At 64.8% G+C, this 24,799-nt stretch carries 24 protein-coding genes; 15 read left to right on the plus strand and 9 right to left on the minus strand.

What is annotated here, in order from left to right; genetic code table 11:
• Nucleotides 1-28: 28 nt before the first annotated feature.
• The 5 genes from sdhA to SMD10_RS10630 all read right to left on the minus strand — a co-directional run bounded on the left by sdhA (nucleotide 29) and on the right by SMD10_RS10630 (nucleotide 3,896).
• Nucleotides 29-1,867, minus strand: coding sequence for a succinate dehydrogenase flavoprotein subunit (gene sdhA / locus SMD10_RS10610; protein WP_331685661.1), 1,839 nt, complete (start codon nucleotides 1,865-1,867; stop codon nucleotides 29-31).
• A 3-nt stretch (nucleotides 1,868-1,870) separates the two neighbouring features.
• The gene (gene sdhD, locus SMD10_RS10615; RefSeq protein ID WP_331685662.1) at nucleotides 1,871-2,248 is read right to left on the minus strand and encodes a succinate dehydrogenase, hydrophobic membrane anchor protein; all 378 of its coding nucleotides are present in this window, start codon (nucleotides 2,246-2,248) and stop codon (nucleotides 1,871-1,873) included.
• Nucleotides 2,249-2,258: 10 nt separating this feature from the next.
• Nucleotides 2,259-2,648, minus strand: a complete 390-nt coding sequence (gene sdhC, locus SMD10_RS10620) for a succinate dehydrogenase, cytochrome b556 subunit (protein ID WP_331685663.1) — start codon at nucleotides 2,646-2,648, stop codon at nucleotides 2,259-2,261.
• Nucleotides 2,649-2,841: 193 nt separating this feature from the next.
• Complete coding sequence (locus tag SMD10_RS10625; protein ID WP_331685664.1) at nucleotides 2,842-3,318, minus strand: GNAT family N-acetyltransferase; 477 nt, start codon at nucleotides 3,316-3,318, stop codon at nucleotides 2,842-2,844.
• A 290-nt stretch (nucleotides 3,319-3,608) separates the two neighbouring features.
• On the minus strand, nucleotides 3,609-3,896 hold the full coding sequence (locus SMD10_RS10630; protein ID WP_331685665.1) for a hypothetical protein: 288 nt from the start codon (nucleotides 3,894-3,896) through the stop codon (nucleotides 3,609-3,611).
• 218 nt (nucleotides 3,897-4,114) lie between these two features.
• Here SMD10_RS10630 and SMD10_RS10635 point away from each other — a divergent pair, with 218 nt between their 5' ends.
• On the plus strand, nucleotides 4,115-5,467 hold the full coding sequence (locus tag SMD10_RS10635; protein WP_331685666.1) for a YsnF/AvaK domain-containing protein: 1,353 nt from the start codon (nucleotides 4,115-4,117) through the stop codon (nucleotides 5,465-5,467).
• 365 nt (nucleotides 5,468-5,832) lie between these two features.
• Nucleotides 5,833-7,248, plus strand: a complete 1,416-nt coding sequence (gene leuC, locus SMD10_RS10640) for a 3-isopropylmalate dehydratase large subunit (protein WP_331685667.1) — start codon at nucleotides 5,833-5,835, stop codon at nucleotides 7,246-7,248.
• A gap of 91 nt (nucleotides 7,249-7,339) precedes the next feature.
• Here the strand turns inward: leuC and SMD10_RS10645 are convergent, their stop codons facing one another.
• From SMD10_RS10645 to SMD10_RS10655, 3 genes are read right to left on the minus strand one after another with little or no spacing between them, the layout of a single operon-like run.
• Nucleotides 7,340-8,443 carry a DUF3618 domain-containing protein gene (locus SMD10_RS10645; RefSeq protein WP_331685668.1) on the minus strand — a complete coding sequence of 368 codons (1,104 nt, stop codon included), beginning with the start codon at nucleotides 8,441-8,443 and terminating at the stop codon, nucleotides 7,340-7,342.
• Nucleotides 8,440-8,859, minus strand: a complete 420-nt coding sequence (locus SMD10_RS10650) for a phage holin family protein (RefSeq protein WP_331685669.1) — start codon at nucleotides 8,857-8,859, stop codon at nucleotides 8,440-8,442. The genes SMD10_RS10645 and SMD10_RS10650 overlap by 4 nt, the downstream gene beginning before the upstream one ends.
• A gap of 2 nt (nucleotides 8,860-8,861) precedes the next feature.
• Nucleotides 8,862-9,581 (minus strand): hypothetical protein, encoded by a 720-nt coding sequence (locus tag SMD10_RS10655; RefSeq protein WP_331685670.1) that lies wholly within the window; start codon nucleotides 9,579-9,581, stop codon nucleotides 8,862-8,864.
• A 434-nt stretch (nucleotides 9,582-10,015) separates the two neighbouring features.
• Between SMD10_RS10655 and dnaK the strand changes: the two genes are divergently transcribed.
• The 12 genes from dnaK to SMD10_RS10715 all read left to right on the plus strand — a co-directional run bounded on the left by dnaK (nucleotide 10,016) and on the right by SMD10_RS10715 (nucleotide 22,504).
• On the plus strand, nucleotides 10,016-11,941 hold the full coding sequence (gene dnaK / locus SMD10_RS10660; RefSeq protein WP_331685671.1) for a molecular chaperone DnaK: 1,926 nt from the start codon (nucleotides 10,016-10,018) through the stop codon (nucleotides 11,939-11,941).
• 233 nt (nucleotides 11,942-12,174) lie between these two features.
• Complete coding sequence (locus tag SMD10_RS10665) at nucleotides 12,175-12,945, plus strand: SDR family oxidoreductase (RefSeq protein ID WP_331685672.1); 771 nt, start codon at nucleotides 12,175-12,177, stop codon at nucleotides 12,943-12,945.
• Entirely contained in the window at nucleotides 12,938-13,393 is a 456-nt protein-coding gene (locus SMD10_RS10670; protein WP_331685673.1) for a MarR family winged helix-turn-helix transcriptional regulator, read from the plus strand. Before SMD10_RS10665 ends, SMD10_RS10670 begins: the two co-directional genes overlap by 8 nt.
• A 12-nt stretch (nucleotides 13,394-13,405) precedes the next feature.
• Nucleotides 13,406-14,632, plus strand: a complete 1,227-nt coding sequence (locus tag SMD10_RS10675; RefSeq protein WP_331685674.1) for an epoxide hydrolase family protein — start codon at nucleotides 13,406-13,408, stop codon at nucleotides 14,630-14,632.
• Nucleotides 14,633-14,777: 145 nt separating this feature from the next.
• Entirely contained in the window at nucleotides 14,778-16,391 is a 1,614-nt protein-coding gene (locus tag SMD10_RS10680) for an ABC-F family ATP-binding cassette domain-containing protein (protein ID WP_331685675.1), read from the plus strand.
• Between the two features lie 271 nt (nucleotides 16,392-16,662).
• Nucleotides 16,663-17,745 (plus strand): acyltransferase family protein, encoded by a 1,083-nt coding sequence (locus SMD10_RS10685; protein WP_331685676.1) that lies wholly within the window; start codon nucleotides 16,663-16,665, stop codon nucleotides 17,743-17,745.
• 158 nt (nucleotides 17,746-17,903) lie between these two features.
• Nucleotides 17,904-19,043 carry a molecular chaperone DnaJ gene (dnaJ, locus tag SMD10_RS10690; protein ID WP_331685677.1) on the plus strand — a complete coding sequence of 380 codons (1,140 nt, stop codon included), beginning with the start codon at nucleotides 17,904-17,906 and terminating at the stop codon, nucleotides 19,041-19,043.
• 193 nt (nucleotides 19,044-19,236) lie between these two features.
• Complete coding sequence (locus SMD10_RS10695; protein ID WP_331685678.1) at nucleotides 19,237-19,884, plus strand: class I SAM-dependent methyltransferase; 648 nt, start codon at nucleotides 19,237-19,239, stop codon at nucleotides 19,882-19,884.
• 48 nt (nucleotides 19,885-19,932) lie between these two features.
• Nucleotides 19,933-20,556, plus strand: a complete 624-nt coding sequence (locus SMD10_RS10700) for a class I SAM-dependent methyltransferase (protein WP_331685679.1) — start codon at nucleotides 19,933-19,935, stop codon at nucleotides 20,554-20,556.
• A gap of 12 nt (nucleotides 20,557-20,568) precedes the next feature.
• Nucleotides 20,569-21,153, plus strand: coding sequence for an NADPH-dependent FMN reductase (locus SMD10_RS10705; RefSeq protein ID WP_331685680.1), 585 nt, complete (start codon nucleotides 20,569-20,571; stop codon nucleotides 21,151-21,153).
• A 115-nt stretch (nucleotides 21,154-21,268) separates the two neighbouring features.
• Nucleotides 21,269-21,856, plus strand: a complete 588-nt coding sequence (locus tag SMD10_RS10710) for an HdeD family acid-resistance protein (RefSeq protein ID WP_331685681.1) — start codon at nucleotides 21,269-21,271, stop codon at nucleotides 21,854-21,856.
• A gap of 9 nt (nucleotides 21,857-21,865) precedes the next feature.
• On the plus strand, nucleotides 21,866-22,504 hold the full coding sequence (locus tag SMD10_RS10715) for a hypothetical protein (RefSeq protein ID WP_331685682.1): 639 nt from the start codon (nucleotides 21,866-21,868) through the stop codon (nucleotides 22,502-22,504).
• 11 nt (nucleotides 22,505-22,515) lie between these two features.
• Here the strand turns inward: SMD10_RS10715 and SMD10_RS10720 are convergent, their stop codons facing one another.
• Entirely contained in the window at nucleotides 22,516-23,271 is a 756-nt protein-coding gene (locus tag SMD10_RS10720) for an SDR family NAD(P)-dependent oxidoreductase (protein ID WP_331685683.1), read from the minus strand.
• A gap of 209 nt (nucleotides 23,272-23,480) precedes the next feature.
• Between SMD10_RS10720 and SMD10_RS10725 the strand changes: the two genes are divergently transcribed.
• Nucleotides 23,481-24,704: an ABC transporter substrate-binding protein gene (locus SMD10_RS10725; RefSeq protein ID WP_331685684.1), complete on the plus strand. Its 1,224-nt coding sequence runs from the start codon at nucleotides 23,481-23,483 to the stop codon at nucleotides 24,702-24,704.
• Nucleotides 24,705-24,799: the final 95 nt, after the last annotated feature.

Consider the following 24,799-nt stretch of genomic DNA (forward strand, 5'->3'; position numbering starts at 1 on the left):
CAGAAGATCAGCTTGCGGGCGCCAAAGATCAATACACCCGCTTCTTCGGCTTGATGTACTCGATCTCGTTGGACATCGTGAAGTTGTGCACGGGCCGGTCCTCCAGCGTCACGGTCTTGGCGGCCGTGTCGCAGAAGGCCAGCGTGTGCTTCATCCAGTTGACGTCGTCGCGATCCGGATAGTCCTCGCGGGCATGGGCGCCACGGGATTCGGTGCGCGCCTGGGCCGAATCCATCGTCACCACCGCCTGGGCGATCAGATTGTCGTATTCCAGGCTTTCTACCAGGTCGGTGTTCCAGATGAGCGAGCGATCGGTAACGCGAATGTCGTCAGCCGCCGCCCAGGCCTCATGGATCAGCTTGTGCCCCTCGTCCAGGACTTCGCCGGTGCGAAACACTGCGCAGTTGGACTGCATGGTCTTCTGCATCTGAGAGCGCAGCTTGGCCGTCGGCGTGCCGCCCGACGCATAGCGCGTCTTGTCGAGGCGCGAGACCGCGAGTTCGCCGGCGCCGGCCGGCAAGGGCGGCTGTTCCTCGCCCGGCGTGATGATCTCGGCGCAGCGCAGGCCGGCCGCACGGCCGAACACCACCAGGTCGATCAGCGAGTTGGAGCCGAGACGGTTGGCGCCGTGCACCGACACGCAGGCTGCCTCGCCCACCGCCATCAGGCCCGGCACGACGGTGTCGGCGTTGCCGTTCTTCTTGGTCAGCACCTCGCCCAGATAGTTCGTCGGGATACCGCCCATGTTGTAATGAACGGTCGGCAGCACCGGGATCGGCTCCTTGGTGACGTCGACACCGGCGAAGATCTTGGCCGATTCGGAGATGCCCGGCAGGCGCTCGGCGAGGATCGCCGGATCAAGGTGGTCCAGATGCAGGAAGATGTGATCCTTGTCCTTGCCGACGCCGCGGCCTTCCCGGATCTCCATCGTCATCGAGCGGGACACGACGTCGCGTGAGGCGAGATCCTTTGCCGACGGCGCATAGCGCTCCATGAAGCGCTCGCCCTCGGAGTTCGTGAGGTAACCGCCCTCGCCGCGCGAGCCTTCGGTGATCAGGCATCCGGCGCCGTAGATGCCGGTCGGGTGGAACTGCACGAATTCCATGTCCTGCAGCGGCAGCCCGGCCCGAAGCACCATGGCGTTGCCGTCGCCGGTGCAGGTGTGCGCCGAGGTCGCCGAGAAATAGGCGCGGCCATAGCCGCCGGTCGCCAGGATGGTCATCTTGGAGGCGAAACGATGCAGCGTGCCGTCTTCGAGGCAGAGCGCGACGACGCCGCGGCAGGCGCCCTCTTCGTCCATGATCAGGTCGATGGCGAAATATTCGACGAAGAACTCGGTCGAATGGCGCAGCGACTGGCCATAGAGCGTGTGCAGCATGGCATGGCCGGTGCGGTCGGCGGCCGCGCAGGTGCGCTGGGCCGGCGGCCCCTCGCCGAATTCGGTGGTCATGCCGCCGAACGGGCGCTGATAGATCCGCCCGTCCTCGGTGCGCGAGAACGGCAGCCCGAAATGCTCCAATTCGTAGACCGCGGCCGGCGCATTGCGCACCAGATATTCGATCGCGTCCTGATCGCCCAGCCAGTCCGACCCCTTGACGGTGTCGTACATGTGCCAGCGCCAGTCGTCCTTGCCCATGTTGCCGAGCGAGGCGGCGATGCCGCCCTGCGCTGCGACCGTGTGCGAGCGGGTCGGAAACACCTTGGTGACGCAGGCGGTTCGCAGGCCCGCCTGGGCCGCGCCGAGCGTGGCGCGCAGACCGGCGCCGCCGGCGCCGACCACCACCACGTCGAACGTGTGGTCGACAAAGGGATAGGCCCGGCCGTTCACCGACGGCGCCGCGCCGTTCGAGGAAATCGAATCAGCCATCGGTCAGCCTCCAATGCTCATCTTGACGATGGCGAACAGGCTGACGGCAGCCACTGCGAAGCAGAACATCACGTTGGCCAGCGAGACCCCGACTTTCCACCTCTTTGGGACGTATTCCATGATGATTTCCTGAGCGCCGATATACATGTGATAGACGAAGGAGACGATGGTCAGCGCCATCCAGGCGGCGATCAAGGGATTGGCGAAGGCGGCGCGGACGTCCACGTAGGTTCCCTCGTGCAGTCCGACGAGAAGGATCAGCAGGCCGACCGCAAGGACCAGGCTGGTGACGGACGTGACTCGCTGATGCCAGAATTCGCCGACGCCGTGACCGGCTGCGCCCATGCCGCGGGCGCGCCCCATGGGAGTGCGAATGCTCATGATGATCCCCCTAGACGATGAGAACGATGATCCAAAGGAGGATCGTCAGCGCAACCGAGGCGACGATGGTGGCCAGCGCCCACTGCTGCGTGGCCTGCTTGGTCAGGCCGATCCGCAAGTCCCAGGCGAAATGGCGGATGCCGCCGATCGCATGATGGATCAGCGCCCACGATAGTCCGAACAGGACCAGAAAACCGATGAACGAGCCGAAAAACCAGGATGCCCAGGAAAAGGCCTTGGGGCCGGACGCGGCCGCAACCAGCCACCAGGCGAGAAACGCGATGCCGAAATAAAGCACGATGCCGGTGACCCGGTGGAAGCCCGACATCAGGAATGTCAATCGCATCCGATAGATGAAGAGATGCGGCGAAAGCGGCCGCTCCGTCTTGGTTTGTGACATTTCGTCTCCCGTCACTCCACTGGCCACCGATCCCGGCGAGCCGACACCGGCTAGAGAATCCGGTCTCCGTCGAAGCTCCCGTTAAGGCCTATCGCCGCCATCGGTGCAAGACTTAGAATCGATTGAAACAACACGGCGCAACACAAATACCAGACAGGCGGCCAGAAAAAAGGCGACGCAGCGTCCCACCGGCTCAGCCGGGTTCTTTCTCCAGGAAGCGAATGACGTAGGTCGACCACTCCGCCGGCTCGGCCACTCGCGAAAAGAGGTTGCGGGCGATACCGGGGTTGCGCGGCGCCCTGAGGACGAGCCGCGACCATCCGCGCCGATCCGCCTCCTCGGCGAGGAGGTCGATCATCGCCTTGGCGATTCCCATCCGGCGATGCGGCTGGTCGACGAAGATGTGCTCCGCCAGGCCAGAGCGCATGCCGGTCCAGGGATCGGGGAGGTCATAGAAGAGCAGGAAGGCGACGAGCTTGCCGTCCAGGCGGGCACCGAGAACCTCGGCCGCCTTGTCCTGAAGGAGCGTCTCGGCATAGTAGCTGTCGGGCGCCGACGGAGGCCCACGAAACAACGCCTGATTGTAGGCCGAAATCAGCGGCGCCAGTTCCCTGGCGTTTTCCAGATGCAGCTGAGCGATTTCGATATCGGGTGCCGGCGGCCGTTCCATGTCTCGCATTTCTCGCGGTTTTGCCTTCGCGTCAAGCCGTAGTGCGGCGCTTGTCGCCTGCGCCCGGTCAGCGCCCGCGACGGCAACGTGAAGGGCCGGACGATGGCACCGGAATATAGCGCCGCATCGCAGAAAGACACGGGCCGAACCCGTGTATCGGTGCGGACGGGACATGAGGCAAACGGCCGCTGGGATCGACCGGTGAGCATCGGCGCGCGCAAGAAGAGGCAGCAGCGGCGGCACTAAGCCGCAGAGTCGGATCTCGCGGGGACGACGCCCCGCCGCTCGCCCTATCCGTTGCTCGCCACGAGCTTCAACTTCGGCGCCAGCCGCCGGTCGCGGAAGGTCACGCGCACTTCGTCCTGCGAGACGTCTTCGACGGCGGCGACGTGATAGCCGAGTTTCAGTCCAAGGGTGCGAGCCTGCTCGATGGTCGAAGCGCTGATCTGGCGAGCGAACTCGGGTTGCTGCAGCGCCATCAGCGTCGCCAGCATACCGATCTCCACGCCGGTATCGAACGACGCGTCCTGACCGGGAAACCGGATCTTCAGATTGTCCTCCAGATAAATTGCCCGCACGATCGACCTCCGAATGTGTACCGCCTCACATTGGCCCAGCTTGGTAAATGAAGGGTGAAGCGGCCCCGCTCGAGGCGCATCGAAAGTGTGTTTTTCGGCAGCCGGTGCGCCCCGCCGTCCTCGCCCCTCCTGTCACCGCAAACTGTCGAATCGTGTCGATATAAGAGGAACTTACGTCTGCAACCATCGTTGAAGAGATCATCGACAGGAGGCCTTCGATGTCTTCACCGGATGGACCGTCTGATCGGCCAACGTCTGACGGCGGCACGATCCAGGTTGTCGAAGAACATGCGGTTGCCTCGAAGCGAAGATCGGTGACGGGGCGCGTTCGTGTCAGGACCGTCACCGAAGCAGTGCAGCAGCCCGTGGGCGTGACCATCGCCACGGACGAAGTGCACGTCGAGCGGGTGGCCATCGGCCGGATCGTCGATGCCATGCCAACGCCGCGCACCGAGAATGGCGTGATGATAGTGCCGGTCGTCGAAGAGAGGATCGTCGTCGAAAAACGCCTCTTCTTAAAGGAGGAGGTTCATATCCGGCGACACTCCCGCGACGAGCAGATGACCATACCAGTCCCGGTCAGGAAGCAGCGTGTCGTTGTCGAACGGCTGCCGACCGATGTTACCCATCCATCCAGGAGTGACACCATGTCCTACTCGAGCAGCACGGACACCCATATCCTCACAGCCTTCTTCGACAGTCGTTCCGACGCCGAACGGGCGGTCGAACGCATCGTCGCCGAAGGCATACCACAGGATGCCATCACCCTTGTCGAAGGCGCCGACCCTTCCGGTGCCGGCTATGACGACACCCGCGAAAAAAGCTTCTTTGAATCGCTCGGCGACTTTTTCCTGCCGGACGAAGATCGCCACATTTATGCCGAGGGGTTGCGTCGGGGCGGCTATCTTCTGACGGTCCCGACGACAGCCTACAACCGCGACCGTATTCTCGACATCCTCGACGACGAGGGAACCGTCGATATGGACGAGCGCGAAGACTCATGGCGCACGGAAGGCTGGACCGGCTACAGCGCGTCGACGGAGACCGGGACGAGCGACCGGGCGTCGACGGAGACGTGGTCCGACAGCCTGACCGACCGCGAGGCGAGCACCGAGCGGACCTTGGCGTCGGACGAATGGCAGGATAGCGCGCGGGGCCTGGGCACCGCCGACGCGCTGGACGATTCCGGCACGATCGATGTCGTCGAAGAGACGTTGCGCGTCGGCAAGCGCGACGTCAGCCATGGCCGCGTGCGCGTGCGCTCCTACGTCGTCGAAGAACAGGTCAGCGAGGACGTCAGCTTGCGCGACGAGCGCGTGACCGTCGACCGCCGCACGGTCGATCGGCCGGTTACGGATGTCGACGCAGCGTTCCGGGATCGCACCTTCGATCTCGAAGAGACCTCGGAGGAAGCCGTGGTGGCGAAGGAAGCCCGCGTCGTCGAAGAGATCAGCCTTGGCAAGGAAACCACGCACCACACCGAGACGGTCACTGATACCGTGCGCCATACGGAGGTCGACATCGAGGATGAGCGCGTCGAGCCCGACGTGCGCGACACCGGTTCGGTCTAGAAACCGACGCTCCACACCTTACGTCGGCAGCGACCAAGCCGCCGTCGACGCAAGTGCCACGGCGTTTCAGTCGCCGTCGAACCCATTGGCCTGGTGCATCGCGATTGCCGATGCGCCAGGCAGTTGCTATTTTAGTGGGCATGACAGCGTTGCGAAAATCGAAGGCGCGCCGACGCCTGCCGACCAGCGAGGGCTTCGCCCCCGTGTCGGATCATGCGCGCCTGCCCGGACGGTTCTTCTATCGGTTCTGCGCCGCCGACGGCCGATAGAACGCGTAAAGTCGCCGTCTTCCGGCGGCCCGTCTTAGCCTTAACGACCCATTCGCTTCGCCCAGCCGGTCCCGTCGGCGGGCAGGGATACCGAACATGACAGACGCCAAACCGCGCACCCTCTACGACAAGATCTGGGACGACCATCTGGTCTCCAGCGAGGAAGGCGGCCCTTCGCTGCTCTATATCGACCGCCACCTGGTGCACGAGGTGACCAGCCCGCAGGCTTTCGAGGGTCTGCGCCTGTCCGGCCGCCAAGTGCGCCAGCCCACTCGCACGCTGGCCGTCGTCGACCACAACGTGCCCACCGACCCGTCGCGCATCTTCGGCATCAAGAACGAGGAAAGCCGCATCCAGGTCGAGGCGCTGGCCAGGAACGCCGCCGATTTCGGCATCGAGTATTACAACGAAGCCGATCGCCGGCAGGGCATCGTCCACATCATCGGCCCTGAGCAAGGGTTCACCCTGCCCGGCATGACGATCGTCTGCGGCGACAGCCATACCTCCACCCACGGCGCCTTCGGCGCGTTGGCGCACGGCATCGGCACGTCGGAGGTCGAGCATGTGCTCGCCACCCAGACGCTGATCCAGGCCAAGGCCAAGAACATGCTGGTCCAGGTCGACGGCCGGTTGCCCGAGGGCGTCACCGCCAAGGACATCATCCTGGCCATCATCGGCGAGATCGGCACGGCCGGCGGCACCGGCCACGTCATCGAATACGCCGGCGAGGCGATCCGCTCGCTGTCGATGGAAGGCCGGATGACGATCTGCAACATGTCGATCGAAGGCGGTGCGCGAGCCGGGCTGATCGCGCCTGACGAGACCACCTTCGAGTACATCAAGGGGCGCCCCCGCGCCCCGCAGGGCAAGGCCTGGGACATGGCGCTGGCCTATTGGAAGACGCTGAGGAGCGACGAGGGCGCGCATTACGACAAGGTCGTCCGGCTGGAGGCCGCCAGCCTGCCGCCGATCGTCTCCTGGGGTTCGAGCCCCGAAGACGTCGTGTCGGTGACCGGCACCGTTCCCGATCCGGAAGCGATCGAGGACGAAAACAAGCGCGCCTCCAAGCGCCGCGCCCTCGACTATATGGGCCTGACGCCCGGTACCCGGATGACCGACATCGAGATCGACCGCGTGTTCATCGGCTCGTGCACGAACGGCCGTATCGAGGATCTGCGGGCGGTCGCCAAGATCGTGGACGGCCGCAAGATCGCATCCCGGGTCTCGGCGATGATCGTGCCCGGATCGGGGCTCGTGAAGGCCCAGGCGGAAGAGGAAGGCTTGGACAAGATCTTCATCGAGGCCGGCTTCGATTGGCGCGAGCCCGGTTGCTCGATGTGCCTCGGCATGAACGAGGACCGTCTCTCCCCCTATGAGCGCTGCGCTTCGACGTCCAACCGAAACTTCGAAGGTCGCCAGGGCTTCAAGGGCCGCACCCACCTCGTCTCGCCCGCCATGGCGGCGGCCGCGGCGGTCACCGGCCGCTTCGTCGACATCCGCGAATGGCGATAGAAGCTCGCTCGGCGATTTGAGACTGACGCAGAAAAAAGCCCGGAAAGCGGCGCTTTCCGGGCTTTTTTATCGGATTGCCGATGTCGGGAGGTTACGACAGGCCTTCCTTCTTGGCTTCGTCCTTGGCGGCGTCGGTCGCGGCTTTCGCTACGTCGGCGACCTTTTCGGCCACGGTGCCACCTTCGCTTGACGGTTTCAGGCCCTGCTTGTCGGCCTCGTCGCTCGCGGCCTTGTAGGCCTCTTCGGCGACATGCTGAGCGCGATGGGCCGCATCCTTGGCATAGTCGTAGGCTTCGTCACGCAGATGGTCGCGGGTTTCGCCCAGCCATTCGTCTTCCTGGCGTGTCGAAGGCAGCGCAGCACCGATGGCCGCACCCACAGCAACGGCGACGGCACCGAGCACCAACGGCTCTTCGTAGAAAGTGTCGATCACGCTGCGCCGTGCCCGGCCGCCCCAACCATAAGCCGCGTTTCCGGCTCGTTGAGCGCCCCGATAAGCGTAGTCACCGGCACGATAGGCCGCGTCCGACGCATCATGCGCCGATTGCCTGGCGGAATCGGCCATCGCCGAAGCGCTCTCTCCGACCCGATGCGCCGCATCGGAGGCCGATGACGCGACGCCGTGCGCGCCGGACGATATGGCGCTGGCAGCGCCCGATGCCGCGTCGCGAGCACCGGAAGCCGCACTCCGCGCGGAATCGGCCATCGAGGATGCAGCCTCGCCAACGGCGTGTCCGCCGCTCGCCATGCGCTGCTTCAGATCGCCGGTCGAGCTCGTATCGCGACCGCCGGGTTTGCTCGACGGCCCGGGGTATCCGACAGGATAAGGGGCCGGCCGTCCAGGGCTGCGCGGCACTGCAGGCGAAGCCACATAAGGGCCGCTGCCGGCGGTTTCGTCGTCATCGCCGCGCCAGTCGTCAAGGCGACGGCGCAGCCGATCGCCTTCGTGCCGTGCCGGTTCGCCAAAGACCAGCCAGGCGATCCCGGCCCCGATGAGGCCCAGCGCCAACGGATTCTCACGCACCTGACGCGACAGGTTGCCGACCATTTCGGCCCCCTGCCCTTCTCGGGCGTAGGTGGTCAGTTGATCGACGACCTGCCCGACCGAAAAGCGGTCGCGCAACTGGTTCAGCGTGTCGTCAACCTGAGCCCGGCGACTCTCGGCTTCCCGTTCCAGCTTGTCAGTGTCGCTCATCGAACTTGCTCCTTCGCAAGACGGGTGTCCTCGCGCAACTGCCGCGCGGTGCGGGAAGGCGTCAGGCTCGCCGGGTCGAGGTCGCGGCGGCCCTTGTAGAGAAGCGCCATGCCGATCGCCGCGATGACGAGGCCGACGATCAAGGCTGCCCAGCCCGGATGCATGAATTCCGCCAGAGCCGTGACCAGCGCCATAGCAAGCACGATCAACGCCACCAGCAGGCAGATCGCGCCCGCGACCAGAGACCCGCCGGCCAGTTCGACCTGCCGGATCTTGTCCGATATCTCGGCGCGAATGAGTTGGCCCTCTGTACGGAACAGATCCGTCGTCTCACGAAGCAATTCCGCGATCAGCTCCGGGATCGACTTGACCGCCTTCGGCCCGCCGACCGTCGTCTCGTTGGGTTCAACAGCCATGATCAATCTCCCTTTCGCGACGTGTCGCCGGGACTGGCCGGACGGCTCGTCGTCGCGGGAGCGGACGTGAAGCTGCTCGGCCCGGTCGTTCCGCCGACGCTGGACGAAGCGCTCGACGTAAAGGTGCTCGACGCACCGCCGCCAGCCGCCGGCGACATCCCGCTGCCCGCAGCAGGTGATTTCGGATAGGCACCGTAAGGCGGACCGCCTGCGGAAACCCGGCTTTCATCCGGGCGCTCATGCTCCGACGAAGCACGTGCGAAGCGCCCGAGAGCCACGCCGGCCAGGGTGGCACCGAGCAGGAAGGCGCCGGGCTGGCGCCGCGCGAATCCCGACACCGCGCGCATGATTTCGTCGACGTTGCGTCCTTTGATTTCGCGCGATGCGCTCTCGAGGCCCTGGGCGGCCTGGCGAAGCAGACCGGCGGCCATCGACTGGTCGCGCTCGCCCAGTTCGTCCGACGCCTTGCGGATAGCCGCGGCGAAATCGTCGGCATTGCTCGCCCCAAAGGCCTTGCCGGTTTCGGCACCTTCATAGGCCTGCTGCTTGGCACGCTCGCCGGCCTGGGCCGCCAGATTGGACGCTCCCGTCCGGGCCGTGGCGACACCCTCCTGCAGCTTTTCCTTGGCCGATTGCGCCTCGCGCTCGGCCGCGTCCTTGACGCGCCCAGCGTCGCGCTCTGCCTGCTCGGAAGCAGACGGCTTGAATTGGTCGGAAGTCATCGTTCCGTCCTCAGCTCAGCCCAAAGAACGACAGAATAGCCAGGACGACAACGATCAGTCCGATGAGATAAATGATGCTATTCACTGAAACACTCCTTCCGGATTCGCCGCTTGGTCGATCGCTCATCGCTCACGGGATCGCGAGCGAGCGGTTTGCCTTGTAAGCGTTCGAAGGCTTGATCAGTTCCGGCGATGATTTGCCAGGCATGTATCTTGCCCGCGCCCCCGGTCCGAAAGCGGGCAGGCCGGATGCGCAAAGCCTGTCTCACCGCCTTGCGGGCCCGCTAAGCCGTTCATATATAGCCGCCAGCCTGTCGACTCGGTTTCATGTCCGGGCAGACGGCGGATGATCTTCATCGGGAATGATTGGGGGCTACCCACGAGGAATGCCTCGACGAGGGTCCTAGGTGGCTCGCTAGAAAGGAGAAAGAATTATGGCGAAGGTGATCGGTATCGACCTTGGCACGACGAATTCCTGCGTCGCCGTTATGGACGGCAAGAACGCGAAAGTCATTGAGAATGCCGAGGGCGCGCGTACGACCCCTTCCATGGTCGCGTTCACCGACGACAGCGAGCGCCTTGTCGGCCAGCCGGCCAAGCGCCAGGCGGTGACCAACCCGGAAAACACGCTGTTCGCCGTCAAGCGCCTGATCGGCCGGCGCTACGACGATCCGACCGTGGCCAAGGACAAGGACCTCGTGTCCTACAAGATCGTTCGCGCTGAGAATGGCGACGCATGGGTTTCGGCCCATGACGAGAAATACTCGCCCTCGCAGATCTCCGCCTTCATCCTGCAGAAGATGAAGGAAACGGCCGAATCCTATCTCGGCGAGACCGTCGAAAAGGCGGTCATCACCGTTCCCGCCTACTTCAACGACGCCCAGCGCCAGGCCACCAAGGACGCCGGCAAGATCGCCGGCCTGGAAGTCCTGCGCATCATCAACGAGCCGACGGCCGCCGCTCTCGCCTACGGGCTCGACAAGAACGACGGCAAGACCATCGCGGTCTACGACCTGGGTGGCGGCACCTTCGATATCTCGATCCTGGAGATCGGCGACGGCGTGTTTGAGGTAAAGTCGACGAACGGCGACACCTTCCTCGGCGGCGAGGACTTCGACATGCGGCTCGTCGACTACCTGGCGAGCGAATTCAAGAAGGATCAGGGCATCGACCTGAAGGGCGACAAGCTGGCCCTGCAGCGCCTCAAGGAGGCCGCCGAGAAGGCCAAGATCGAGCTGTCCTCTGCCAGCCAGACCGAAATCAACCTGCCCTTCATCACCGCCGACCAGAGCGGTCCGAAGCATCTGACGATGAAGCTGACCCGCTCGAAGTTCGAGGCGCTGGTCGACGATCTCGTGCAGCGCACCGTCAACCCCTGCAAGGCGGCCCTCAAGGACGCCGGCCTGACGGCCTCCGACATCGACGAGGTCGTGCTCGTCGGCGGCATGACGCGCATGCCGAAGGTCCAGGAGACGGTGAAGATCCTGTTCGGCAAGGAGCCGCACAAGGGCGTCAACCCGGACGAGGTGGTCGCCATGGGCGCGGCCATTCAGGCCGGCGTGCTGCAGGGCGACGTCAAGGACGTCCTGCTGCTCGACGTGACCCCGCTGTCGCTGGGCATCGAGACGCTGGGCGGCGTGTTCACCCGGCTGATCGACCGCAACACCACGATCCCGACCAAGAAGAGCCAGATCTTCTCCACCGCCGAGGACAGCCAGAACGCGGTGACGATCCAGGTCTATCAGGGCGAACGCGAGATGGCGGCCGACAACAAGCTGCTCGGCCGCTTCAACCTCGAGGGCATTCCGCCGGCACCGCGCGGCATCCCGCAGATCGAGGTGACGTTCGACATCGACGCCAACGGCATCGTCAATGTCTCGGCGAAGGACAAAGGGACCAACAAGGAGCAGCGGATCACCATCCAGGCTTCCGGCGGTCTCTCCGATTCCGACATCGAGCAGATGGTGAAGGACGCCGAGAGCCACGCCGAGGAGGACAAGAAGCGCCGGGCCGCCGTCGAGGCGCGCAACCAGGCGGAGTCGCTCGTCCATTCGGCCGAGAAGTCTCTGTCCGAATACGGCGACAAGGTCTCCGAGGCCGATCGTCAGGCGATCCAGGACGCCATCGCCGCCCTCAAGGCGGAGCTGGAGAACCCCGACGCCGACGCCGACGCGATCAAGGCCAAGAGCGATGCTCTCGCCGAAGCCTCGATGAAGCTCGGCCAGGCCATGTACGAGGCCGCACAGGCCGAGGCCGGGGCTTCCGGTGAAGGCGCCTCGGCCGAAGGCTCGGCTTCGCACGACGACGTCGTCGACGCCGACTTCGAGGAAGTCGACGAGGACGAAAAGAAGAGCGCCTGACGCTCTGCCTCTTCGCAACCCAACCAAGCCCCCGGCGAGCGATCGCCGGGGGCTTTTTTGATGTGCCTTCCTACCGCCGCCATCGATATGCGGCGTCCCTCGATCGAAAGCGGGCCGGCTAGCTCGTGTCTTCCACGCGAAATTTGGCACCACCTATATTCCGGCCTTTCAAAGGTTGACACATCAACTTTCCATCAAGTATGAGTTGATACATCAACAATAGACCGATCGTGATGCCATTATCTCTCTCCAGCGCCACCGTGCTGATCACGGGCGGCAGTACCGGTATCGGACTGGCTCTCGCCCTCCACTTCCAGAAAGCCGGGGGCACCGTCATCGTTACCGGGCGGTCCCGAGCGCGTCTCAACGACGTGGTGAAAGCCCATCCCGGCCTCGTTCCCATGGTCAGCGATGTGGGCAAGCCAAAAGAGCGCGAGGCGTTGGCGGCGACCCTGCGGCACGAGCACCCGCGCTTGAACGTCGTAATCAACAATGCCGGTATCCAGCGTCGGATCGCGTTGGCCGAGGACGCGGCTCCCTGGCCCGAGCGGCAGAGGGAGATCGATGTGCTCCTGTCCGGCCCCATCCACCTGAATCATCTGCTGGTGCCTCCTCTGCTCGCGCAAGGCCAGCCTGCACTGATAGCCAACGTGACCTCCGGCGGCGCTTACGTTCCGCAGCCCTTCGCGCCGGTCTACAGCGCCTGCAAGGCCGCCCTCCACAGCTACACCGTCACCCTGCAGCATGCGCTTGAGGGGACGCCTTGCCGAGTGGTCGAAATCGTCCCGCCTGCCGTCCAGACCGGCTTGGCCGGACCGGATGCCTCCCACGGCGCTCCACTGGACGACTTTGCCGCTGCGGTGTTCCAAAAGCTGGCGCAAACCGAAGACGACACCATCGGCTTCGGCATGACCGATACGGATGCGTTTCACGTCGCTGCTGCGCCGCTCGCAGCTATGTTTGAAGCTCTCGCAAACCGCTTTCCGGTGAAGACTTATGGCTGAGCCGGGCACGACGCCGCTTTCGCCTGAGGAACGCGCGCTCTGGCACGCGCTCAAGACGCTGGGCGACGATGCCTGCCAGGCGGTGGGGCGCGACATCACTGCCAGAACGAATCTTTCAGGCGCAGATTTCGCAATCCTGTCGCGGCTTGAGGATCTGGGCGACGGACGCCTGGCCCAGCGGGATCTTCTCGCCTCGCTTGGTTGGGACAAGAGCCGCCTGTCGCATCAGCTGCGACGTATGGAGGAACGCGGTCTGATCGCCCGCGGCACCGATTCCGGAACAGCCTGCGCGGCGTCGACACAGACCGGCAGTGAGGCCCTCGCCACCGCGCGCCCCATTCATGCCGCCGCCATCCGCGAACGCGCCCTGCGGCACGTCAGCCCCGAAGAACGGGCCGCGTTGATCGCTGTTGCCGAACGCATTGCCCAAGCCACCCGAGACGGATGAAAGCCGGGTTCGATGATCCCCGTCAAAGCACCCATTGATATCGCCCAGGACGTCCTCGACGACATGACCGCCCGCATCCGCGCCACGCGGTGGCCAGACGATCCGGACAACGAGGATTGGTCCTACGGCGTCGAGGCCGGGTATCTGAAAGGCCTTGCTCGCGACTGGGCCGAGACTTTCGACTGGCGCGCGGTCGAGGCGCGGATCAATTCCTGGGACAACTGGCGTGTCGAGATCGACGGCATCCCGATCCATTTCCTGCGTGCGCCGGGCAAGGGCCCCGCGCCGAAGCCCCTGATCTTGACCCATGGCTGGCCTTGGTCTTTCTGGGACATGGAGCGGGTGATCGGCCCCTTGAGCAATCCTGCCGCCCACGGCGGCCACGCGGATGATGCCTTCGAAGTCATCGTGCCGTCCCTGCCGGGCTACGGCTTTTCGGGACCGGTGCCGCGCGCGGGTCTCTGCTTCTGGCAGGTCGCCGATCTCTGGCATCGACTGATGACCGAAAGGCTAGGGTTCGACCGCTACATGGCGAGTGGCGGCGACTGGGGTGCGTTGATCACCTCCCAGCTCGGCCACAAATACGCGGATCACCTCGCCGGCGTTCACCTCATGCATCCGATGCTGCTCGACCAGTTCGGCACCGCCATGCCCTGGAACGTCGCGGCGCGTGCCTGGGATACGGGCGCAAAAGTGTCTCCCACCGTCACCAAGTTCGCCGCGCATTTCGCCGTGCACGTGCTCGACCCGCAGACCCTGGCCTACGCGCTGACCGACTCGCCCGTCGGCCTCCTGGCTTGGCTGCTCGAACGCTGGCGGGCCTGGGGCGATAGCCGGGACGAGACCGGCCGCCCGACAGGCGACCCCGAGCGCGTGTTCGACCGAGAGCACATGCTGGCGAACGCGACGATCTATTGGGCCACGGGCACGGCCGGCTCCTCCATGCGCGCTTATGCCGATGCCGCGCGCTATCCATGGTTGCCCTCGCACGATCGAAAGCCTGTCGTCGAGGCGCCGGTCGGTATCACGTTCCTCGGCGGTGAGAACCCTCCGGGCGTTGCAACGGCGGATCGCATTGAGCTATTCGAGGGCGGTCCCCGCGCATCGTTTTTCAACATCGTCTATGCGAACGCCCATGAACGCGGCGGACACTTCGGCTATTTCGAGAACCCGGAGGCAGTGGTGCACGACCTTCGAGCCCTGGTCCGCGTGGAGACCGATCGCAAGACGCAACGCTGAGGTCGGGCGGCCATCCCTTGAACATGCCGCGCCGTTTTCGTATTTTCACACTCGTCGAACAGGTCCATCCACAAACACGGCAGACCGATGCGCATCCAGATGAACGCCACCCTCCCCCACACGGCTCATCTGGAAATCGCTCGCCATGTCTTCCGCTATTGTCTGCAAGGACCTGTCCTGGTCGACGCCTGACGGCCATCGCCTTTTCGATCATTTGAATCTCTCCGTCGGCGAGGGCCGCACCGGCCTCGTCGGACGCAACGGCGTCGGCAAATCCACCCTTTTGCGGCTGCTCGCCGGGCAATTGGCGCCGGGGTCCGGCTCCGTTGCGCGAACCGGCCGCCCCGCGATGCTGCGCCAGGCCGTGCAGATCGACGCGGATGAAACGCTGGCGGATGCCTTCGCCATCGGCGGCCAACTCGCGCTTCTGGAGCGGATCGAGCGCGGCGAGGCGTCGCCCGACGAGATCGCCGACGCTGACTGGACGCTTGAGGCCCGCTTTCAGTCCGCCTTGGCCGACGTCGGTCTGGACGGCGCTTCGCCCGAGGATCGGCTGAGCCGGTTCAGCGGCGGCCAGCAGACGCGCATCCTGCTCGCGGCGCTCGTCTTCCAGGAGCCCGACATCATTCTGCTCGACGAACCGACCAACAACATGGATCGAGCCGGGCGCCATGCGGTTGCCGATCTCCTTGCCGCCTGGCGGCGTTGCGCGGTGGTCGTCTCGCACGACCGCGAACTGCTCGGCCACATGGATGCCATCGTCGAACTGACCTCCCTCGGCGCCAGGACCTATGGCGGCAACTGGGAGCATTATCGCGAGCAGAAGACGGTCGAGCTGGCCGCCGCCGAACACCGGCTGGAAACCGCCGAACGCGCGGTCGAGGACGTCGGCCGCAAGGTGCAGGTGCAGAAGGAGCGCAAGGCGCGCAAGGACGCCGCCGGTCGCCGCAAGCGCACCAAGGGCGACCAGCCGAAGATTCTGCTCAACGCCATGAAGAACCGCGCCGAACAGACAGGCGGTTCGAGCGCGCGGCTCGCCACCCGCATGATGGAGGCGGCTGCCGCCGAGCGCGACGAGGCCCAGGCCGGGGTCGAAAGGCTCGCGACGCTGTCGGCCTCGATCGGCTCGACCGGCCTGGCACAGGGCAAGACGATCGTCGACGTCCGCGACCTGAGCGGCGGATACGATCCGGCGGCGCCGACCGTTCGCAACCTCGGCTTCGCCATGGTGGGACCGGAGCATCTGGCGGTGACGGGCGCCAACGGCTCGGGCAAGACCACACTGTTCAAACTGCTCACCGGGGTGCTGCCGCCCTTTGCCGGCGAGGCGCGCATTCTGGGGCCGCATGCCGTTCTCGATCAGGCCATGAGCCTGCTCGATCCGGCCCTGTCGATCCGCGACAATTTCAGGCGGCTCAATCCGCAGGCCGACGAAAACGCCTGCCGCGCAGCGCTGGCCCGCTTTCTCTTCCGGGCCGATGCGGCGCTGCAGACCACCGGCAGTCTCAGCGGCGGCGAAATGCTGCGCGCCGGCCTCGCGGCGGTGCTCGGCGGCAACCGCCCCCCTCAATTGCTGCTCCTCGACGAGCCGACCAACCATCTCGATCTCGTCTCGATCGAAGCGCTGGAAGCCGGCCTGCAAGCCTATGACGGCGCGCTCCTGGTGATCAGCCACGACGAGACGTTCCTGAAGGCATTGCGCATCACGCGGCGCATCCATCTGCTTGGAGACGGCGGCGCCGAGATTTCGGAGGAATAAGCGGGCCGGCGCCTCGTCACGATGCGTCGTCGGCGATGATCTCGCTGTTGGGCTCGCCGCGTCACCAGCGGCATTGAACCGTAACCGGCCTCTTTCGAGCCCATTTTTCCGGGCCGGCGAAAGCACAAGCATTAACCTTTTGTTCATGCAATGAGGCCGCGTTAACCCACGCCACGCTCCGGAGCGCTATCTTTTCGAGCATAGAAACGAAGCCTCCTTCGAGAGCGCGAACGGCTTCGCCGGTCGCAGCAACCGCCAGCAAGGGTAAAAAGTGTACTTTCGGATCTTTGACTGCTGGCGGCTCACCGCCGCCATGCTGGTCATGAGCTATCACTTTCTCTTCTATGCACCGGCCGGCGGCGAGGCGGGCATCGCCTTTCTGCACCGGCTGCTGCCGCTGCTCGACATGTTCTTCATGATCTCGGGCTTCTTCATCACGACCCTTTATCGCCACCGGCTGAAAGGCCCGGGCGACTATCTGACGTTCCTGCGCAAGCGTGTTGCACGGCTCTACCCGCTGCACCTGCTGACGCTTTCGTTTTTCGTCGCGATCGCCGTCGGCATGGTGATCACCGGGTTTTCGAGTGGCGAGCCGCGGCGCTGGGATCTGGCGCTTCTGCCCTTTCACCTGCTGGCCGTGCATGCCTGGGGCACCACCGACTACCTCGCCTTCAACTATGTCTCCTGGTCCGTCAGCGCCGAGTTCTTCTGTTACATCCTGTTTCCGCTGATCGTCGTGCTGGTCCAGCGCAAAGGTCTGGGCGCTTTGGCCGCCTTCTCGGCGCTGTGGATCGCCGGCCTGGAGATCGCCAGCGCTGCGGGCGTCTTTCCCCATGGGCATTGGACGACGGCGGACAATCTGGGCGCCTATCGCGCGTTCGCCGATTTCCAGATCGGGGCGATGGTCGCGATCCTGGTCGAGCGCCGCGTGTTCGACATCCGGTCGCATTGGCCTGGCCTCGCCTTCCTGGGGGTCGCCGGCGCCGCGATGATCCTCGAATGGAACGTCTACCTGGTACTTGCGGGATTTGCCGGTGCCATGCTCTGCACCGCCCTCGCCGAGACCGCCCGGCCGCACTCCACCGATTGGCTCGGCTTCCTGATGCCGATCACCCGCGTATCCTTCGGCATCTATCTTTGGCATCCGGTCATGGAAATGCTCTTTCTCGGCCTGCTCTGGAAGCACGTGCTGGCGCCAGCCGGCTTCACCGGTTTCTACGTCTTCTGGCTGCTGCCGATGCTGGCGACCATAGCGGTCGCCCTCGCCTCGGAACGGTTCTTCGAAAGGCGGGTGGCGCGTTGGCTGTCCGGCGGCACGCCGCGCCGCGCCTCGGTCACCTCGCTGGCGGCATAGCAGGGCTGTCGAGTGCTTTATCTGCGCTCCTTATGGTGCGACGGTATGGCGACGTGCTAGAATCGTTCCTACATTCCACCGAGTCGCGCATTCCGGCCGGCGGCTGACGTCGCCGGGCCGAGTTGCCTGTTCTTGCGAAAACCGATGGATTTTTATCGATGAAGGCCGATTACTACGAGACGCTCGGCGTCTCGCGAGGGTGTGACGAGAAAGCCCTCAAATCCGCGTTCCGCAAGCTCGCGATGCAATACCATCCGGATCGCAACCCCGACGACTCCAGCGCGGAAGTCAAGTTCAAGGAAATCAACGAGGCCTACGAGGTCCTGAAGGACCCGCAGAAGCGGGCGGCCTACGACCGGTTCGGCCATGCCGCCTTCCAGAACGGCGGCGGTGCCGGCGGCTTCCGCGCCGACTTCTCCTCTTCCATGGCCGATATCTTCGACGACATCTTCGGCGAGATGATGGGCCAGCGGCGCGGTGGCCGCGCATCCGGAACGGCGGGGCGCGAGCGCGGCTCGGATCTGCGCTACAACATGGAGATTTCGCTGGAAGAGGCCTACGCCGGCAAGACCGCTGAAATCGGCGTGCCGACGACGATCCAGTGCGACGAGTGTTCCGGCACCGGCGCCAAGCCCGGCACCTCTCCGCGCGCCTGCCCGACCTGCGGTGGTGTCGGTCGCGTGCGCGCTGCGCAAGGGTTCTTCTCGATCGAGCGCACCTGCCCCACCTGCCAGGGCCGCGGCGACGTCATCGCCGATCCCTGCACCAAGTGCGGCGGCAAGGGGCGCCTGCCGGAAGAACGAACGCTGTCGGTCAACATCCCGGCCGGCATCGAGGACGGCACGCGCATCCGTCTGGCTGGCGAGGGCGAGGCCGGCCTGCGCGGTGGCCCGGCCGGCGATCTTTACATCTTCCTGTCGGTCAAGCCGCACGAACTGTTCCAGCGCGACGGCGCCGATCTGTTCTGCAAGATCCCCATTTCGATGACGACCGCCGCCTTGGGCGGCGCCTTCGAGGTCAACACGCTCGACGGCACCACGACGCGCGTGAAGGTGCCCGAGGGCACGCAGACCGGCAAGCAGTTCCGCGTTCGCGGCAAGGGCATGCCCGTCCTGCGCTCGAACCAGACCGGCGACCTCTTCATTCAGGTCACCGTCGAAACGCCGCAGAACCTGTCACGCCGCCAGCGCGAGCTTCTCGAGGAATTCGAGGAGATTTCCTTTTCCGAAAATTCGCCCCAATCGAACGGCTTCTTCGCCCGCATGAAGGAGTTCTTCGAAGGCCTCAGCGAAGGCTGACCCCCACCGCCCGCCTCGGCCCGGACCGCATCGATCGACCGGCGGCCGATGCGGCAAATCACGGCTTTGTCGGGAACCCCTTAGGCACTGACCATATTCCAAACGTCATGAAACTATGACATTCCGCAGGCATGTGTTTTTCGAGTGCCGCGTCCCGAGTCGAGATGAGCGGGCCAAGGGGGACCCACCGCTGATGAGGCAGACCGAACCCGACCTCAAGGATCCCCTCGCGCGCATCATTCCGCGCCTGAAGAGCGAGGAGATGCGCGCCAAGATGGCGGACGAGGCCCGCTTCTTTCGCGGATGGCTGCAGAAGCCCCTGCAGATCGGCGCGGTATCGCCCTCGTCGCGAACCCTCGGCCGCGCCATGGCCGCCTATGTTCCGCTCGACAAGGTCGCCAAGGGGCATTTCGTCCTCGAGCTCGGTCCCGGCACCGGGGTCGTCACCAGTTGCCTGATCGAGCGGGGTATCTCCGAAGATCGCCTGGTCCTGATCGAATATTCGCGCGAGTTCTGCGTCCTGTTGCGGTCGCGCTTTCCGAAGGCCCACGTGATCGAGGGCGACGCCTATCGGCCGGGTCCGGCCCTCGAACGTGCCATCGGCGACGGCCAGCTGGCGGCCGTGGTCTCCAGCCTGCCGCTGTTCACGCGGCCGGAAAAACAGCGCGAGGCGCTGCTCGATGCCACCCTTCATCGGATGCAGGCCGGACTGCCCTTCATCCAGTTTTCCTATGCCTTCACCGTACCGGTCAAGCCGGCGCGGATCGACGCCAGCCTAGCCACCAGTTCCTGGATCAAGCGCAACCTGCCGCCGGCGCGGGTGCTCGTTTATCGCCGCTGATCGGGCTCCTCCGACCCTTCGACGAACCGAATTTCAAACAGGAATGACATGGCCAGCCCGCAAAAGACGACCTCGGCAGACGGTGGCGACTGGGCAAAGTTCTTCGGAACCTGGGTGCGCCATCCGCTCAAGATGGGAGCGGTCGCGCCGTCGTCCCGAAGCTACTGCTCGATGATGGTCGACAACGCCACGACCGAGGTCAACGGACCCATCCTGGAGCTGGGCCCCGGTCTCGGAGTGGTCACACGGGTGCTTCTCGACAAAGGCATCGCGCCGGAGCGGATCACCTCGATCGAGTACGACCCGGATTTTGCCGACGTGCTCAAGCGGCGCTTCCCGTCGGTCAACGTGATCCAGGGCGACGGCTTCGATCTTGGCAAGACGCTCGCCGACCGCCCGACCGAGAAGTTCGCGGCGATCCTTTTTGCCATCCCGATCCTGAACTTCCCCCAGGAACGACGGCAGGCGCTGTTCAAGGCCTATTTCTCCCGACTTGTGCCGGGCGGAAACCTGACTCAGCTCTCCTATTCGTGGACGCCGCCGGTCAAGCCTGTTCCCGGCGTTTTTTCCGTCTCGTCCTCGCCCATCGTGTGGGATAACATTCCGCCGGCGCGGGTCTGGATCTATTCACAGGATCCGCCACAACGCGCCGCTATTGCTGGAACGGCTTGAGGCGAACCCACGGTGAGCGCCAGGATCCTCGTCCTTCCCGGATCGAACCGCCTGGACTCCAACAGCAGGAAACTGGCGGCGGAGGCCGCTCGTCTGCTCTCCCTCACCGAGGCCACCATCACCTTCGTCAATCTCTCCGACTATCCGCTGCCGATCTATGACGGGGATCTCGACGAGCACGGCACCCTCCCGGAAAACGCCGCCCTGTTGGCCCATAGGATCGCCGCACAGGACGGTCTTCTCGTGGTCAGCCCGGAATACAACGCCTCGATGCCAGCGCTTCTGAAGAACGTGCTCGATTGGGTGAGCCGGGTGAGAAAGGTGCACGGCCGGCCGGTGCAGCCGTTTGCCAGGCTCGTGGTGGGGCTCGCCTCCACCTCGTCGGGGCCTTACGGGGGCATGCGCGCACTGGCCGCGCTGAGGCCGGTCATGATGACGCTCGGCGCCGAGGTGCTGACCACCCAGTGCATGGTGGCCAACGCCCGCGAGGGCTTCGACGACGCCGGCCGCCTCGTCGATGACGGAGCGCGCATGGCCCTCGACGGCCTGATCGCCTCACTTCTCGACCATACCCGCGCCGTCGGCCGTCACGATTGATCGTTGCGTCCGGCACGCCCCGGACCGCTCGATTCCATTTCTCTACCGGCCGGTGGAACCGTGGCTCGCAGCCTCCGTTTGCGCGAGAGAACATGATGCGAGTCTGGAGTATCTCATGTCCCTGTCCGCCTCACCCGACGAGGTCGCTACTGCCTCGATCCTGAGCCGTCATCTCGGCGCACACCGAAAATTCTATATTTTTCAGGGCGCCCTGTTGGCCGTGGTTGGCTTTCTGGCGCTACTGGCGCCTTTTGCCGCGACGCTTGCCTCCACCATCTTCTTCGGCTGGCTGCTGATCGTCGGCGGCGCGATCGGCATCGTCAGCGCATTCCGCGCCCGCAAGGCGCCGGGCTTCTGGGCCAACCTGCTGCTGGCCGTCCTGGCGGCAATCCTCGGCCTGGTGATGATCGTCGATCCGCTGGCGGGCAGCATCACGCTCACCTGGCTGCTTGCGGTGTTTCTGCTGTTGTCCGGCCTCTTCAACATCGCCGTGGCGCGCGCGGTGCGCGGCTACACCACCCGGTTCTGGCTGCTTGTTGCTTCCGGCATCATCGACATCGTCTTGGCAATGGTGCTCATTCTCGGCCTGCCAGGCACCGCCATCTGGGCCGTGGGGCTGTTCCTCGGCCTGTCGTTCCTCACCTCCGGGCTGGCGCTTCTGTTCGCGGCGATCGAGGCGCCCAAACCCGCCTCCAGCCTCTAGAAGGAAACGATGTCGAAAAGGGACAAGGCCGCCGAGCTTCTGGAGCGTTTCGGCACCCCGTTCAGCTGGGATCTGGGCATCGATCTGGCCCAGAACACGCCGGAGCCGTTGTTCCGCTGGCTGAACGCCTGCGTGTTGTTTTCCGCACGAATCTCCGCCGACCTGGCCTTGCAGGCCGCCAAGGCGCTCGGCGATGCCGGCTTGACGGGCGCCGACAAGATCGCCGCGTCGAGCTGGGAAGATCGCGTTCGCGTGCTGAACAGGAACGGCTATGCCCGATACGACGAATCGACATCGCGCTACCTGGGCGAGGATGCGGCCCTGTGCCTCGAGCGCTACGATGGCGACCTTCGCAAGCTGCGCGACGCCGCGGACCGCGATCCGGACGAAGAGCGCAAGCTCCTGAAGGAATTCAAGGGCATCGGCGACGTCGGTGTCGACATCTTCTTCCGCGAGGCGCAGGTCGCCTGGGACGAGCTTTACCCCTTTGCCGACAAGCGGTCGCTGCAAGCCGCGGCTAAGCTTGGCCTGGGCGAGGACGCGAAGACACTCGCCGGCCTAGTGAATAGGGATGAATTGCCGGCACTGCTGACCGCGCTGGTCAAGGCTGATCTCGCCAAGGAACTGGACGAGATTAGCAAAACCTGACAGCGCACGTTCTAGACGTGCTGGCCGCCGTTGATGTGGATCTCGGCCCCGTTGAGATAGGATGCCTGCTCCGAGCAGAGGAAAAAGATCGTGTTGGCGACCTCGTCGGTCTTGCCGAGCCGGCGTAAAGGAATGTCGACGATCATGTCCTCGGTGCCGGGCGACAGGATGGCGGTCTCGATCTCGCCCGGCGCGATGGCGTTGACGCGAATGCCGGCGGGGCCGAAATCGTGCGCCATCTCGCGAGTTAGCGAGTTGAGAGCCGCCTTGGACGTCGCATAGGCCGTGCCGGCGAAGGGATGCACCCGCCCGCCTGCGATCGACGTGACGTTGACGATCGATCCGCCGGCGTTGGCGAGTTCGCGAAACAGGCCCCGCGCGAGAATGATCGGCGCGAAGAAGTTCACCTGAAAGACGTCGCGCCAGGTGTGCATCGGCGTCTTGATCGAATCGATGCGGGCGCCGTTATCGCCCTTGGGCGAAATGGCGGCATTGTTGACCAGCGCATGAAGCCGCGAGCCGTTGGCCTCCAGCCGCCGGCGGATTTCGGAGACAGCGTAGCCGACGTCCTCCTGGTCCGACAGGTCGACGCGGATGTGGTCCTCCTCGCCGGCCGGCCAGGGGCAATCCGCCGTGAACTCGCGCCGCGAGCAGGTGATCACCCGCCATCCTTCGTGCGAGAAACGCTTGACGGTGGCATGTCCGATACCCCGCGAGGCGCCCGTCAGCACCAACGTCTTGCGCGAGTCGGTCGCGTCTTCCGCCATGATCGATGTTTCCCTGAAATCAGCCGACACTTCGGCAACGGCCTATAGGATACGATAGCGCGTTCGTCACGGACGGTCACGGAATCCTCACAATCCGTCAAGCCGCGGAGTGAGCGTCTTGCACTCGCGGGCCACGATGGCTCAAGACGGTGTCGCCGGACAATGCGGTCCGGCACGCAGGCGTTCCACCCTTCCTCGGCTATTCGGATATGACAGTGTTTTCCTGTTTCGCTCTTTCCGCCATCGCCCTTCTGTCGCTTGGCTTTCCGGCCGTTGCGGCCGATCCCGATCCAGCCGACTGGCCGGCGGTGCTCGCCGAGGCGAAGGGACAGACGGTCTATTTCGACGCCTGGGGCGGGTCCCAGACCATCAACGACTACCTGCGCTGGGCCGGCCAAAGAGTCGCAGAGGATTACGGCGTCGAGTTGAAGCATGTGAAGCTGGACGACACGGCCAATGCCGTCTCCCAGGTGCTCGCCGAAAAAACCGCCGGCGTCGATGAGGGCGGCGCCATCGATCTCATCTGGATCAATGGAGAAAACTTCGCATCGATGAAGGAGCATGGCCTGCTGGCGCCCGGCTTCGCCGACACGCTGCCGAATTGGCGCTATGTCGACATCGAGAACCAGCCGACCATCCTCACCGATTTCACCATCCCGACGGATGGCCAGGAATCCCCCTGGGGCGGGGCCAAGCTCGTCTTCTTTACCGATACGGCGCGCGCGGGGCCGGTCTCGGACATGCCGAAATCCGCCGAGGAGCTGCTGGCCTGGGCCAAGCAGCATCCCGGCCGGTTTTCCTATCCGGCGCCGCCCGATTTTATCGGTACGAGCTTTCTCAAGCAGATCCTGTCGGAAACGATCGCCGACCCCGACAAGCTTCAGGAAGCCGTCGACGATGCGACGTTCGATGAGATGACGGCGCCGCTCTGGGCCTATCTCGACCAGTTGCAGCCAGTGCTCTGGCGCAAGGGGAAAACCTATCCGCAGAACTATCCGGCGATGAAGCAGCTTCTCGCGGACGGCGAACTCAACATCATCTTCGCCTTCAATCCCTCGGAGGCGTCCGCTGCGGTCGAAGCCGGCGAGTTGCCCGATACGGTCCGCTCCTTCACCTTCCCTGGCGGCACGCTCGGCAACACCCATTTCGTGGCGATCCCTTACAACGCCAGCGCCAAGGCCGGCGCGATGGTCGTCGCGAACTTCCTGATCTCGCCCGAGGCACAGGCCCGCAAGGCCGATCCGCACTATTGGGGCGATCCGACCGTTCTGGCCATGGACAAACTCTCCGAAAACGATCGCGCGACCTTCGAAGCGATCGATCGCGGCGTCGCCACCCTTGCCCCTGATGAACTCGGCCCCGTGCTGCCGGAGCCGCATCCGTCCTGGGTCGCGCGGATCGAAGAGGAATGGAAGCGCCGCTACGGGAGCTAGACCTCTTGCTTCCGTCTCAGCCAAAGTCGGTTCGCCCTCGTGTCGGCAAAAACCGGCAACCTCGCTCGTTCTTTGGTCTGGGGAGCGCTGCACGT

Source organism: Consotaella aegiceratis (assembly GCF_036541425.1).
GTDB lineage: Bacteria > Pseudomonadota > Alphaproteobacteria > Rhizobiales > Rhizobiaceae > Consotaella > Consotaella aegiceratis.

Bases quoted from the DNA above. Each gene is read 5' to 3' on its own strand.
- SMD10_RS10695 (WP_331685678.1), top strand. From the start codon at position 19,237: ATGAGGCAGACCGAACCCGACCTCAAGGATCCCCTCGCGCGCATCATT.
- SMD10_RS10655 (WP_331685670.1), bottom strand. From the start codon at position 9,581: ATGACTTCCGACCAATTCAAGCCGTCTGCTTCCGAGCAGGCAGAGCGC.
- sdhA (WP_331685661.1), bottom strand. From the start codon at position 1,867: ATGGCTGATTCGATTTCCTCGAACGGCGCGGCGCCGTCGGTGAACGGC.
- sdhC (WP_331685663.1), bottom strand. From the start codon at position 2,648: ATGTCACAAACCAAGACGGAGCGGCCGCTTTCGCCGCATCTCTTCATC.
- SMD10_RS10665 (WP_331685672.1), top strand. From the start codon at position 12,175: ATGCCATTATCTCTCTCCAGCGCCACCGTGCTGATCACGGGCGGCAGT.
- sdhD (WP_331685662.1), bottom strand. From the start codon at position 2,248: ATGAGCATTCGCACTCCCATGGGGCGCGCCCGCGGCATGGGCGCAGCC.
- SMD10_RS10720 (WP_331685683.1), bottom strand. From the start codon at position 23,271: ATGGCGGAAGACGCGACCGACTCGCGCAAGACGTTGGTGCTGACGGGC.
- SMD10_RS10710 (WP_331685681.1), top strand. From the start codon at position 21,269: ATGTCCCTGTCCGCCTCACCCGACGAGGTCGCTACTGCCTCGATCCTG.
- SMD10_RS10645 (WP_331685668.1), bottom strand. From the start codon at position 8,443: ATGAGCGACACTGACAAGCTGGAACGGGAAGCCGAGAGTCGCCGGGCT.
- SMD10_RS10670 (WP_331685673.1), top strand. From the start codon at position 12,938: ATGGCTGAGCCGGGCACGACGCCGCTTTCGCCTGAGGAACGCGCGCTC.
- SMD10_RS10675 (WP_331685674.1), top strand. From the start codon at position 13,406: ATGATCCCCGTCAAAGCACCCATTGATATCGCCCAGGACGTCCTCGAC.
- SMD10_RS10650 (WP_331685669.1), bottom strand. From the start codon at position 8,859: ATGGCTGTTGAACCCAACGAGACGACGGTCGGCGGGCCGAAGGCGGTC.
- SMD10_RS10635 (WP_331685666.1), top strand. From the start codon at position 4,115: ATGTCTTCACCGGATGGACCGTCTGATCGGCCAACGTCTGACGGCGGC.
- SMD10_RS10725 (WP_331685684.1), top strand. From the start codon at position 23,481: ATGACAGTGTTTTCCTGTTTCGCTCTTTCCGCCATCGCCCTTCTGTCG.
- leuC (WP_331685667.1), top strand. From the start codon at position 5,833: ATGACAGACGCCAAACCGCGCACCCTCTACGACAAGATCTGGGACGAC.
- SMD10_RS10700 (WP_331685679.1), top strand. From the start codon at position 19,933: ATGGCCAGCCCGCAAAAGACGACCTCGGCAGACGGTGGCGACTGGGCA.
- SMD10_RS10625 (WP_331685664.1), bottom strand. From the start codon at position 3,318: ATGGAACGGCCGCCGGCACCCGATATCGAAATCGCTCAGCTGCATCTG.
- SMD10_RS10715 (WP_331685682.1), top strand. From the start codon at position 21,866: ATGTCGAAAAGGGACAAGGCCGCCGAGCTTCTGGAGCGTTTCGGCACC.
- dnaJ (WP_331685677.1), top strand. From the start codon at position 17,904: ATGAAGGCCGATTACTACGAGACGCTCGGCGTCTCGCGAGGGTGTGAC.
- dnaK (WP_331685671.1), top strand. From the start codon at position 10,016: ATGGCGAAGGTGATCGGTATCGACCTTGGCACGACGAATTCCTGCGTC.
- SMD10_RS10680 (WP_331685675.1), top strand. From the start codon at position 14,778: ATGTCTTCCGCTATTGTCTGCAAGGACCTGTCCTGGTCGACGCCTGAC.